This window comes from Streptomyces sp. NPDC052016, assembly GCF_044548445.1.
Taxonomy (GTDB): Bacteria; Actinomycetota; Actinomycetes; order Streptomycetales; family Streptomycetaceae; genus Streptomyces.
In genome coordinates this window covers 59,117-71,375 of the sequence record NZ_JBIUBX010000033.1, presented here as the reverse complement: position 1 = coordinate 71,375, position 12,259 = coordinate 59,117, and the positions used below count along the sequence as shown (strand labels likewise).

Here is a 12,259-nt window from a genome sequence, read left to right as displayed (position 1 = left end):
GGGACGGGGCCCGCGACACGCGGGCCCGGGAAGGAGATGGTTGTCCGTGCCGGCTCCCCCCTTGCTGGCGCTGCACGGTGTGTGCAAGCGCTTCGGCGTCGTCGAGGTGCTCCAGGACATCGAGTTGGAGATCCACGCCGGTCAGGTCGTCGCGCTGCTGGGCGACAACGGAGCCGGCAAGTCGACGCTGGTCAAAGTGATTTCCGGGGTCGCGCCGGCCGACCGGGGCGCCGTCGAGTGGGAGGGCCGGACGGTGCAGATCAAGCGCCCCCACGACGCCCGGGACCTCGGCATCGCCACCGTCTACCAGGACCTCGCGCTCTGCGGGAACCTCGACGTGGTCGGCAATCTGTTCCTCGGGCAGGAGATCCGCAGGTTCGGCTTCCTGGACGAGGTGGAGATGGAGCGCCGCACCAGGCACCTGCTGGAAGGGCTGACCCGGGAACTCCCCGATCTGCGCGCCCCCGTCGTCTCCCTGTCGAGCGGGCAGCGGCAGACGGTCGCCATCGCTCGTTCGCTCCTCGGCGACCCGCGGGTCCTCCTGCTGGACGAGCCGACCGCGGCTCTGGGCTTCCAGCAGACCACCGAGGTCATGGACCTCGTCGACCAGCTCCGTGACCGTGGCCTGGGCGTGCTGCTCATCAGTCACAACATGGGCGACGTGAAGGCTCTCGCGGACCGGGCGGTCGTGCTGCGCCTCGGCCGCAACAACGGTTTCTTCGACGTGAACACCGCGTCGCAGGAACAGATCATCTCCTCCATCACCGGCGCCACGGACAACGTGCCCCGCCGGCCGGCCCCGCAGGAGGCGGCGTGGTGAAAGGGTTGCGCAGCAGTGCGGAGACCTCGCGGCCCGCCGAGCCGGCCGCGTCCGACGCCGTCACGCGTCGGCCGTGGCACGGGCGGGCCGCCGTGCGGGCGGTGGACGGCTGGGTCGCCGCCCTCCGGCGCAGGGTGAGCGCCGGCGAAGTGGGCTCGCTGCCCGTGGTGCTCGTCCTCGCCGTGGTCTGGATCATCTTCCAGTCCCTGAACGAGAACTTCCTCTCCCCCCGGAACCTGTCCAATCTGAGCGTCGACATCGTGGGTACGGGGCTGATCGCTGTCGGTATCGTGTTCGTGCTGCTGCTCGGTGAACTCGATCTGTCGGTCGGCTCGATCAGCGGCCTCGCGGCGGCCGTCTTCGCCGTCCTGAACGTGTTGAACGGGGTGCCGGAGTGGCTCGCCGTCATCATGGCGGTACTCGCGGGAACCCTGACGGGGACCGTCCAGGGCTACTCCTTCGCCAAGACGCGGGTACCGGCGTTCGTCGTCACGCTCGCGGGGCTGCTCACCTGGAACGGCATCATGCTGTCCATCCTCGGGACCAGCGGCACCATCAACCTGGACGAGAGCGGGTTCGTCGCCAGACTGACCAGCCACTACTTCACCCATGACGCCGTCGCCTACGGCCTGGCGGCGGTCAGCGCGGGCGCGGTCTTCCTCGTGTGCCACCAGGACCGGCGGCGCCGCAGGGCGATGGGCATGCCGCACCGGTCGCTCCTGGACGTCGTGGTGCGCGCGGGAGGCGTCGCGGTGATCGCCTTCTCCGCGGCGTACGTGCTGAACCGGTTCCAGGGGCTGCCGCTCGCCCTCCTGGTGTTCCTGGTGGTGGTGGCAGGCCTCGACATCGTGCTCCGGCACACGCACTACGGCCGGCAGGTCTACGCACTCGGCGGCAGCGTCGAGGCGGCCCGGCGCGCCAGCCTCAGCGTGACACGCGTGCAGACGGCGGTGCTGGCGGTCTCGGGCACGATGGCCGCGGTCGGCGGCCTGTTCCTGGCCTCGCGCATCACGTCGGTGAGCCAGAACTCGGGTTCGGCCGTCCTGCTGCTCAACGCGATCGCGGCGGCCGTCATCGGCGGCACCAGTCTGTTCGGCGGACGCGGCACGACCTGGTCCGCGGTGCTGGGCATGCTGGTCATCCAGTCGATCGCCTCCGGCATGGCGATCACCGACACGCCCCCCGCCGCGCAGTTCGTGATCACCGGCGGGGTGCTCTTCGCCGCGGTCGTCATCGACTCGCTCTCCCGGCGCTCGCAGGAGGCGCACGGGCGGGCCTGACACCGCCGCCTCCCGGCACGCCGGCGCGCCCTGTCCCGCACCGTGCCGGGAGTGCCCGAAAAACACCTGACGCGTCATCAACAGCCTTGTCCGGCAAGGATCTTCCCACCATGCTGAGTTCCTCCTGTGAACTCCCGATGCATGGAGGATCGTTCCTTGCCTCTCAACCCCCCGCCGGCGCCGCGCTCCAAGGGGCGCGGAAGACTGGCCCTCGGAGCACTGGTCGCCGCGTTGTTCGGCCAGTTACTCACCGGCACCGCCGTCGCCGTGCCCTCGACCGAGACACCGCCGACCGGGCGCATAGCCTGGGAACCGTGCGCGTCGCCCTCGGGCGAGGGCACGTTCGAGTGCGCGACCATCAAGGTGCCCGTGGACTGGAAGCGGCCGCGGGGCGCCACCATCGATGTGGCGCTCGCCCGGCACCGGGCCACCGACCCGGAGCGCCGGATCGGCTCGCTGCTGATCAACCCGGGCGGGCCGGGTGGCTCCGGCGTGAGTTTCGCCTTCAGCGCCCCCGACGCCTTCTCGCCCGAGCTGCTGGAGCGCTTCGACATCGTGGGCTTCGACCCGCGCGGCGTCGGCCTCAGCAACCCGGTGACCTGCGACTCGGACCGGGTGGCCGCGCAGGGAGCACTGCTCCACCCGGACAGCGCGTCCTCCTTCGCCGCCCTGCGTGAGGCGAACCGCGCGCTCGGCGAGAGCTGCCGTGACCTCACCGGCCCGCTCGTCGACCACATGGACACCACGAGCGTCGTCCGCGACATGGACGCGATCCGCGCCGGCCTCGGCGAGAAGCGGATCAGCTACTACGGCGTCTCCTACGGCACCGGGATCGGTCAGCAGTACGCCGAGCGCTACCCGCACCGCGTCCGCGCGATGACCCTCGACTCGAACATGGACCACAGTCTGGGCACGTGGGCCTACCAGCGGACCGAGACGGTGGCGATGGAGGAGTCGTACGGCCAGTTCGCCGACTGGTGCGCCCGTACGCCGTCCTGCGCGCTGCACGGCCAGGACGCCCGCGCCCTGTTCGACTCGCTCTACAAGCGGGCCGACGCCGGTGCGCTGGTCCTGCCGGGCGACCCGCCCTACACCGTCACCACCCAGGACCTCCAGAGCCTCGCCTTCGGCTCCATGTACGACCCCTTCACCTGGTTCCAGTTCGCCGAGGACCTCGCCTTCCTGGACGCCTCCGACCCCGCGGCGGCCCGGTCCCTGAAGGAACGCGGCGAGCCGACGGAGTTCGCGTACCTGCCGGTGATGTGCCAGGACTACGACTTCGACGTCCCCTCGTACGCCACCCTCGCCCGCTACGAACGCGCACTCGCCCGTCTCGCGCCCGTCACCCGGCTCAGCTCCCTCGCCTGGACCGACCTGACCGGCTGCCAGAACTGGCCGACCGAGGTCACCAACCCGCCGCACCGGCTCCGCGTCGACGGCACCCCGCCGATCCTGGTGACCAACAGCCGTTACGACGTGGCCACCCCGCACTCCTGGGGCTCCAACGCGGCCCGTCAGATCGGCCGCGAGGCGGTGTTCCTCACCTACGACGGCGTGGGCCACGGCGACTACTGGCTGAGCCCGTGCGCGCGTGACGCCATCGACACCTACCTCCTCACCCTCCAGACCCCCCGGAAGGGCACGCACTGCCCGGCGGTCTGGCCGACCTCCCCCTCCGCCCAACGGCAGACACCGGGCGACGGTCTCGTCAACCCGCTGCCCGAGCTGCTGGGCACGGGAACGCACAGGTGAGCCGCGCCCCGCGTCCGCGGTGACATGGCGGACGTGAGGCGGTTCCGAGGGACAGGGACACGCGCCGTTCTCCGCCGGACGGGCGGCGGCGCGTGCCCCTCATCCGGCCCGGGCCTCGGCGTCCGGGCCGTTCAGCCGGGCACGCCCGCACTTAACTCATTCCTTACTTCACCTCTTGACGGAAGTGGTCCATACCTTTAGGTTCGGCGAGCGGCCCGCCTTCCGGTCCTGAATGATTGACATGCGCACGGCAGGTCGGCCCCCACCCCCACTCCCCCACAGGAGGCCCCGTGCACCTCTTCCTCCGCGCCCGCGGTTCGTCCCGCCGCAGAGCCGCGCGGTCCGCCCGGTCCTGGGCGGTGGCCGTGTCGGCCGGGGCGGCGACCTTCTCGCTGCTCGGCGCCGCCCCCGCCCCCTCCGGCCCGACCGCCCCGTCCGACCGGACGGCCGCGGCCGTCGCCGCGTTGCCCACGGGCTGGGCGACCGTCGTGAACACCGGCAGCGGCAAGTGCCTGGACGCCCGAGCCGCCGGAACGGTCAACGGCACCGCGGTCCAGCAGTACGCCTGCAACGGCACCACCGCCCAGCAGTGGGGCTTCACCGCCACCGGCGACGGCTACGTACGGATCGGCAACCGCAACGCCGCCGACCAGGTCGTCGACGTGACCGACGTGTCCACCGCCGACAACGCGCCCGTACAGCTGTGGACCTACGGCGGGGGCGCCAACCAGCAGTGGCTGCCCGTGGACGAGGGCGGCGGCGCCTACCACTTCGTCAACCGGCACAGCGGCAAGTGCCTGGACGTGCCCGCCGCCTCGACCGCGGACAGCGTGCAGCTGGTGCAGTACGCCTGCAACGGCACGGCCGCCCAGCGCTTCCGGGTCGCGCCCGTGAACACCGCCCCCGGAGACGTCGACCTCGGCCCCAACGTGGCCGTCTTCGACCCCTCGATGCCGTCGTCCACCATCCAGAGCCGGCTGGACACCATCTTCCGGCAGCAGGAGACGAACCAGTTCGGCTCCCAGCGATACGCGCTCCTGTTCAAGCCCGGCACGTACAGCAACGACGTCAACGTCGGCTTCTACACCCAGGTCCTCGGCCTGGGCCAGTCCCCCGACTCGGTCACGATCAACGGCGCCGTGCACGTGGAGGCGGACTGGTTCCCGCCGCAGAACGCCACCCAGAACTTCTGGCGCGGCGCCGAGAACCTCTCCGTGAACCCGGCCGGCGGCACCGACCGGTGGGCGGTGTCCCAGGCGTCGGGGTACCGGCGCATGCACGTCCGCGGCAACCTGGAGCTGAGCGACGGCGGCTGGTCCAGCGGCGGCTTCATGGCCGACAGCAAGATCGACGGCCAGGTGCGCTCCGGCAGCCAGCAGCAGTGGCTGACCCGCAACTCCCAGCTCGGCAGCTGGACCGGCTCCAACTGGAACATGGTCTTCGTCGGCAGCCAGGGCGTACCGGGCAACACGTTCCCCAACCCGCCGTACACCACCGTCGGCCAGACGCCGACCGTCCGCGAGAAGCCCTTCCTGTACGTCGACGGCTCGGGCGCCTACCGCGTGTTCGTCCCCGCCCTGCGGACCGCTTCCACGGCCACCACCTGGGCCAACGGCAACGCGCCCGGCACCTCGCTCGGCATCGACCAGTTCTACGTGGTCAAGCCCGGCGCGACCGCCGCGCAGATCAACGCCGCCCTCGCCGAAGGCCGGAACCTGCTGGTCACACCCGGCGTCTACCACCTGAACCAGACCCTGCGGGTCACCCGGCCCGACACCGTGGTCCTCGGGCTGGGACTGGCCACCTTCATCCCGGACAACGGCGTCACCGCCATGACGGTCGCCGACGTCGACGGTGTGAAGATCGCGGGCGTCCTCTTCGACGCCGGCACCACCAACTCCCCGACGCTGGTGGAGATCGGCCCGGCCGGCTCGTCCGCGAGCCACGCCGCCAACCCGACCTCCCTGCACGACGTGTACTTCCGCGTCGGCGGAGCCGCCGTCGGGAAGGCGACCACCAGCCTCGTCGTCAACAGCGACCACGTCATCGGCGACCACATGTGGATCTGGCGCGGCGACCACGGCAACGGCATCGGCTGGAACACCAACACCGGCGACACCGGCCTCGTCGTCAACGGCGACGACGTGACGATGTACGGCCTGTTCGTCGAGCACTACCAGAAGCACCAGACCGTCTGGAACGGCAACGGCGGGCGCACGTACTTCTACCAGAACGAGATGCCCTACGACCCGCCCAACCAGGCCGCCTGGATGAACGGCTCCACGCGGGGCTACGCCGCCTACAAGGTCGCCGACCACGTCACCAGCCACCAGGCGTACGGGCTCGGCAGCTACTGCTTCTTCAACGTCGACCCCAGCGTGACCGCGGAGCGCGCCTTCGAGGTCCCGAACGACCCGAACGTCCGCTTCCAGAACATGGTCACCGTCTCACTCGGCGGCACGGGCACCATCCGGCACGTCATCAACGACCGGGGCGGCCCATCCAACTCCTCCACCAATGTGGCCAACCTCGTCAGCTACCCCTGACCGTCGTACCGCAGGACGAGGAGGGCGACGTCGTCGATGCGCTGCCCGGCCGTGTCCGCCTTGCTCAGCAGGTCGTCGATGAGCCGGTCCAGGTCCCGGTCGTCGGCGTCGGCGAGGTGGCCGGCCAGGCGGGAGACGGCGTCGTCCAGGTCGACCCCCGGCATCTCGATGAGGCCGTCGGTGTAGAACACGAGCATCAGCCCGGGCGTGAGCGGGATCTCGGTGACGGGGAAGTCTGCGTCGGGGTCGATGCCCAGGAGCGGTCCGGGCACCACATCGAGCGGCCGGGGCGCGCGGCCGGGGAGGCGCAGGAGCGCGGGCGGGTGGCCGGCGCTGGCCAGCGACACGCGCCGGCCGGCGAAGTCGAGGTGGGCGTAGAGACAACTGGTGAACAGGTCCGGCGCGAGATCGGTGAGGAGCCGGTTGGTCGCGTTGAGGACCTGGTCGGGGGTGGAGCCGAGGGTCGCGTGGGCGTGGACGCCGGTACGGACCTGCCCCATCAGCGCGGCGGCGGCGACGTTGTGGCCCTGGACGTCGCCGATGACGGCCGCGGCGGCGGTGTCGCCGAGCCGGATCACGTCGTAGAAGTCGCCGCCGATGTCCATCCCCCGGGTGGCGGGCAGATAGCGGGCGGCGACCCGCAGCCCGCCGACCGCGGGGAGGAGGCGCGGCAGCAGCGCCTGCTGGAGGCCGTGGGCGAGTTCGTGCTTGGTGTCGTACAGGCGGGCGCGGTCGAGCGCCTGGGCGACGAGCCCGGCGAGCGACGTCATGACGGCGCGCTCCTCGGCCGTGAACGCGTGGGGACGATCGTAGGACAGGACGCAGATGCCCACGGGCCGGCCGGAGATGATGAGCGGCAGGAAGGCCCAGGCCTGCTTGCCGCTGACCCGGGGCGCCTCGGGATAGAGGCGCCGCATCTCCTCCGGGTCGGCGAAGAACGCGGGGATGCCGGTGTCGAGGCTGTGCCCGGCCGGGGTGAAGGAGGTGCCCACGGGCAGGCCCTGGAGCTGTTCGATGGCCTCGGCGGTGTAGCCGCGGTGTCCGGTGATGTGCAGCCGGCCGGCGTCGGCGGTGGACAGGACGAGCCCCTGGGCGCCGAGGGCGGGCATGATCTGGTCGGCCACCAGGTCGATGACGTCCTGGACGCCGACCACCTCGGTCAGGGCCGCGGCCAGGTGGGTGAGCTGGTACAGCCGGCCGGCGCGCGACGGCGTGGCGTTCGACTCGGAGCGGTGGGGTGCCGGCCAGGGCGGCGGCTCCGCACCGGTGGGGACGATCCGGACGCTGATGCCGCTGGCGTCCGGAAAGAGGTGGAAGTCCAACCAGTGGTCCGGCGGGCGGCACGCGGTGAAGGCGACGGGTTCCCGGCTGATCACCGCGGCACGGTAGCTGTCCTCGTAGGCGGGGTCGTCCAGCCAGCGCAGCGACTGCCACGGCAGGGTGCCCAGCAGTTGACCGGCGGCGCGGCCCAGCAGGGCGCAGGCACCGGTGCTGAGGTAGGTGAAGTGCCCCTCCAGGTCCAGGGAGCAGCTGCCGCCGGGCAGGCGCTCGGCGAAGTCGGCGGCGGCCTCGGCGGGGCTCGCGAGCCGGTGGCCGGTTCCCGCCGCGAGGACCCGAGGCGGTTCGCCGCAGGGCGACGGCTTGCCGTGCTCCACGGCGTCCTCGAGCAGCCGGGCCAGGCGCCGGCAACTGGACTGGATGTGGCCCCGCTCCCGCCGGGTCATGTGCGGAGGACGGGTGGCCGGCCACATCAGCAGCAGGGTGCCCCACCGCCGGATGCCGGTGACCGGGGCGGCGACCAGCGCCAACGGGTAGGGAAGCGCCAACGCGGTGCGCGGATAGTCGTGGGCCAACTGCCCCTGGCTGCCCGCCCAGACCATGCGGTCGTCGCGGAACGCGTCGGTCACCGGGGCCGGGGACGCCAGGGGAACCCTCGTCCAGGGCACGGCGAACTCGGCGGGCGCCCCGCACAGCACGTCAAGGCAGAGAACCTGTTCGTCCGGTGAGATCAGGTACAGGGCGCCGATGGACGCGCCGGTCCGCCGCACGGTCTCCGCGAACATGGCGTCCAGTCGCTCGGAGTCGGCGACCGGGTCACCCAGGCTGGTCACGAGGCACCCCCCGGCATCGCCGCGGCGGAGTGCCGGAGCGGCCGCGGGCGGCGTTCCGACACCGTCGGGGCCTGGTGCCGCGCGTCGCTCCCGGCCTCGCCTCCGGGGAGACGGTACGCCCGCGCCGGGCGGTCGGCGCGGCGGGCGCCCGGGGTCCGGTCGGCGCCGTGGGCTCCTGCCGCGGAAGCGGGCCTCCTCGACACCCGGAAGCCCATTTCGCCTCTTTTGTCACGGTCCGCCATGGCATCCGTATTTCCCGGTGGGCCGCCGGTATGCAGCGGTCCGGACGCACGACCCGCGCGATACGGCACGAAGCGCACCAAAGGCATGATTAGGGCCGTACCAGCCTCTTTCACCGACCTGCCTGCCGGCATTTCGCCCGTGCCGCATGATGAGCGGGCCATGCACCAGCCCGTCCCGACGAGCCGCGCGCCTCTGCCCGTCCCGACGTGCCGCGCGCCCCTGCCCGTCCCGACGTGCCGCGCGCCCCTGCCCGTCCCGCGGGCCGCCTTGTTCGCCGTGGTCGGCACGGTCCTGGGCATGAGCGCCCAGCATCTGCTCGCCGAGGGTCCGGTGCCCTGGGCGCGGGGCGGGGCAGCGGCCGTCGTCCTCTTCGCCCTCGGGCTGGCCGGAACCCGCAGGCCGCGCCGCCTCGTCACGGTCGGCCGGATTCTGCAGAGACGGCGCGGCCCGCCTACAGGCCCCCGTTGACGACCCCCCGGTCCGCCGCGCCAACCTCCAGGTACCGCCGCTTCCCCGACGACCGCACGAACACCCCCACCTGTGCCGTGTCGTCCCGCGGCAGTGCTCCGCACGCTCCGGGGCGGTCCGCCGGGGGCTCACTCCGAGCGGGGCGGCATCTGTCCGCGCGCGGTCGTGCGGGGCTGCCCGACACGCCGCGCCGGAGGGCGAAGAGTGCGGGAGGGTGGTGGCGAGGGATGCACCGTACGTCGCACGAGCGGGAGGGACGGTGGGTACGTCGAGAGATCCGGACGGCGCGGCCGCGGTCGGCGGCCGGAGCCGGCCGACGCCTCCTCTGCGCTGGTCCGTCATGCTGGGCTGGCTGGTGGGTCTCACGGCGGTCCTGGCGGTCGTCGGGGTGTTCCTGGGCCGGGAGACCAGGCTGGCCCCGTTCCTCGTGGTGGTGCCCGCGCTGGTCGCCGGGCGGGGCACCGTGCGGCAGACCGCCGTCGCCTCCGGGTGGGCGACGGCCATGATCGTCGGAGCGCTGTTCGACGCCGCGGAGGACACGGTGGGCGACGCCGTGGCGACCGTCGTCTTCACACTCGTCTTCAACGGTCTCAGTGTCGCGCGAGCCGCCCAGCGGGTCCGCAAGGAAGGGGAGATCGCCCGGCTGCGCTCCGCCGCGGCCGCCCTGCAACGGCAGTTGCTGCGGCCGTTCCCCCTGGTGACGGACCACCTCCTCGTCCACGGCCTCTACCAGCCGGTGGAGGAGGACAGCCGGGTGGGCGGGGACGTCTACGAGGTCGTCGCCTCCCCCTACGGCAGCCGTGTGTTCATCGCCGACGTCCAGGGCAAGGGGCTGCCGGCCATCAGCGCGGCCTTCGCGGTGCTGAGCGCCTTCCGTGAGGCGGCCGTGTCCGAGCCCACGCTCACCGGCGTCGTCGACGCCCTGGAGGAGGCGGTGCTGCGGCACAACTCCTTCGCCGCGCAGGTCGGCGAGAGGGAGCGCTTCGTGACGGCGCTGGTCCTCAACGTCGACGCCGGGGACGAGGTCCAGGCGATCAACTGCGGCCACGTCGCCCCCCTGCTGCTCGACGACGAACGGGCCGCTCCGGTCCTGCGGGGCGAGCCCTGTGTCCCGCTCGGCCTCGACGCCCTCGCTCCGGAGCCGCGCACCGTCGAGTGGTTCGGCTTCCCCTCCGGCGGCACGCTGCTGCTCTGCACGGACGGCGTCACGGAAGCCCGCGATCCTTCGGGCGCCTTCTACCCCCTCGAACAGCGCGCCGCGGGCTGGGGCGGGATCCGCGCCGGCGACGTGCCGGCCACCGTCTACCGCGACCTGCGGCGCCACGCGGCGGGGACGCCCACCGACGACACCGCCCTGCTCGTGCTGCGCCGCAGGGCGAGGACCGACGGCGGCCCCAGGGCGGGGACCGACGGCGGCCTCAGGGCGGGGACCGACGGCGGCTGAGGCGGAGTCCCCGACCGGGGCAGGGTTTCGGTCCGATCACGCCGTCTCGGGGCCGACCACGCCGTCCAGAAATCGACCACGTCGTGTCAGAACCCCCGATTTCTGCCGTCTGGAAGCCGGTCTTGCCGTGGGGCAGCCGATCAGGGCCGTCTCGAAGCCGGTCGCCGCCGTGTGGCATGTGGTCACGCCGTGGTCGCCGAGCGGCCGTCGGCCCGGCCGCCGGCACCGAGCGGCCCCGTCGGACGCAGGGGACCCCGGGCCTCCAGGCGGGGCAGTACGCGCCGGCACCGACGCAGCACCAGAGGAGGCAGCGCGGCACGTGCCACCTGGGCCAGCCACAGCCAGGCCGGCACGTAGACGGCGGTACGTCGTTGCTCCAACGCCCGCACCAGCCGCTCGGCGACCTCGTCCACCGCGTGGACGCGCCGGGCGGGCAGCGGCATGTTCGCGCGCAACTCGCGCAACACGGTGTAGTGCTCGGCGTCGCGGATCATGTCGGTGTCGGTCCAGCTCAGGTAGGCGATGCCCACCGCCACACCGTGGTGGGCCTCCTCCGCCCGCAGCGAGTGGACGAAGGCCTCCACGCCCGCCTTGGAGGCGCAGTAGGCGCTCATCATCGGGGCGGCACCGATCGACGCCAGCGAGGCGATCTGGAAGAAGTAGCCCTCGGTCCGCCGGAGGTCGGCCAGGAACGTTCGCGCCGTCAGGGCGCTGCCGGTGAGGTTCACGTCGACGATCCGGCGCCAGGATTCCATGTCGGCCGTTGCGAAGGGACCTCCGGCGGCGATGCCGGCGTTCGCGACGACGGCCGACGGCGGGCCCAGTCGCCGGCGGATCGTTTCGGCCGCGTGCGCGAGGGCAGCTGCGTCGGTGACATCGACCTCGAGGGCCAGTGCCGGGGTGGGCAGCGAGGCGGCGACGGCCTCCAGGGCCGGCCCTTCGTGCCCGAGCAGAGCCAGCCGGGCTCCACGCCGGGCGAGGGCACGGGCCTGGGCCGCCCCCACGCCACGGGCGGCCCCCGTCACGACGACGGTACGGCCCCGGAGAGGGCTTTCCTGCACGGCCGACCGTGAGTCCGACAGGGCTTGCGGGCTGTCCGGCGGGCCTGGAGCGCTCTCCGAGACGGAGTGGTCCGAGACGGAGTGGTGGGTCTCGGAGACGCCCTGACGGCGACCCGAAGTGGCGGGCCCGCGGTCCGGCTCGCCGGGTTGCGAGCTGTCCGGCACGTCGGGACTGCCCTCCAGGCCGGACTTGCGGGTCTCGGACAAACCTTGGCCGCTGCCCGGAACGTACGACCCGCGGCCCGGCATGGCCCAACGGCTGTCCGGCACGTCAGGACGTTTCTTCAGCCCGGGCCGGCGCGTCTGAGGCAAACCCTGGCCGACGCCCGGAACGTCCGGCCCACGGCGGTCCGGCACGGCCTCACGGCTGTCCGGCACGTCAGGACGGCCCTCCGGCACAGACCGGCGGATCCCGGGCACGCCCTGGCCGCCGCCGGGCACGGCGGGCCCGCGGTCCGGCACGGGTCGCGGGAAGTCCGGCGGGGTTCGGCGGTGGTCCGGCGAGGTTCGGCCGCGGTCCGGCACCGGTCGCGG

General features: G+C 72.7%; 8 protein-coding genes. 6 read left to right on the top strand and 2 right to left on the bottom strand.

Annotated features, from left to right (window positions below; genetic code table 11):
* The first annotated feature begins 46 nt into the window (after positions 1-46).
* The 4 genes from ACIHAR_RS33960 (at position 47) to ACIHAR_RS33945 (ending at position 6,398) form a co-directional block, all read left to right on the top strand.
* Positions 47-820, top strand: a complete 774-nt coding sequence (locus tag ACIHAR_RS33960) for an ATP-binding cassette domain-containing protein (protein WP_365465352.1) — start codon at positions 47-49, stop codon at positions 818-820.
* Positions 814-2,100, top strand: a complete 1,287-nt coding sequence (locus ACIHAR_RS33955; RefSeq protein WP_400023075.1) for a sugar ABC transporter permease — start codon at positions 814-816, stop codon at positions 2,098-2,100. The genes ACIHAR_RS33960 and ACIHAR_RS33955 overlap by 7 nt, the downstream gene beginning before the upstream one ends.
* Positions 2,101-2,256: 156 nt before the next feature.
* Positions 2,257-3,852 carry an alpha/beta hydrolase gene (locus tag ACIHAR_RS33950; protein ID WP_400023073.1) on the top strand — a complete coding sequence of 532 codons (1,596 nt, stop codon included), beginning with the start codon at positions 2,257-2,259 and terminating at the stop codon, positions 3,850-3,852.
* Between the two features lie 392 nt (positions 3,853-4,244).
* The gene (locus tag ACIHAR_RS33945) at positions 4,245-6,398 is read left to right on the top strand and encodes an RICIN domain-containing protein (RefSeq protein WP_400023117.1); all 2,154 of its coding nucleotides are present in this window, start codon (positions 4,245-4,247) and stop codon (positions 6,396-6,398) included.
* Here the strand turns inward: ACIHAR_RS33945 and ACIHAR_RS33940 are convergent.
* Entirely contained in the window at positions 6,389-8,461 is a 2,073-nt protein-coding gene (locus ACIHAR_RS33940) for a SpoIIE family protein phosphatase (RefSeq protein ID WP_365465462.1), read from the bottom strand. The two genes, ACIHAR_RS33945 and ACIHAR_RS33940, sit on opposite strands and share 10 nt — an antisense overlap.
* Before the next feature lie 450 nt (positions 8,462-8,911).
* Between ACIHAR_RS33940 and ACIHAR_RS33935 the strand changes: the two genes are divergently transcribed.
* Together ACIHAR_RS33935 and ACIHAR_RS33930 are read left to right on the top strand one after the other, a co-directional pair.
* Positions 8,912-9,220 (top strand): hypothetical protein, encoded by a 309-nt coding sequence (locus tag ACIHAR_RS33935; RefSeq protein ID WP_400023071.1) that lies wholly within the window; start codon positions 8,912-8,914, stop codon positions 9,218-9,220.
* A gap of 259 nt (positions 9,221-9,479) precedes the next feature.
* Entirely contained in the window at positions 9,480-10,664 is a 1,185-nt protein-coding gene (locus ACIHAR_RS33930; protein ID WP_400023069.1) for a PP2C family protein-serine/threonine phosphatase, read from the top strand.
* A gap of 182 nt (positions 10,665-10,846) precedes the next feature.
* Here the strand turns inward: ACIHAR_RS33930 and ACIHAR_RS33925 are convergent, their stop codons facing one another.
* Entirely contained in the window at positions 10,847-11,725 is an 879-nt protein-coding gene (locus ACIHAR_RS33925; RefSeq protein WP_365465459.1) for an SDR family oxidoreductase, read from the bottom strand.
* Between the last annotated feature and the right edge of the window lie 534 nt (positions 11,726-12,259).

Coding starts and splice junctions, on each gene's coding strand:
- ACIHAR_RS33935 (WP_400023071.1), top strand. CDS start 8,912: ATGCACCAGCCCGTCCCGACGAGCCGCGCGCCTCTGCCCGTCCCGACG.
- ACIHAR_RS33940 (WP_365465462.1), bottom strand. CDS start 8,461: ATGTTCGCGGAGACCGTGCGGCGGACCGGCGCGTCCATCGGCGCCCTG.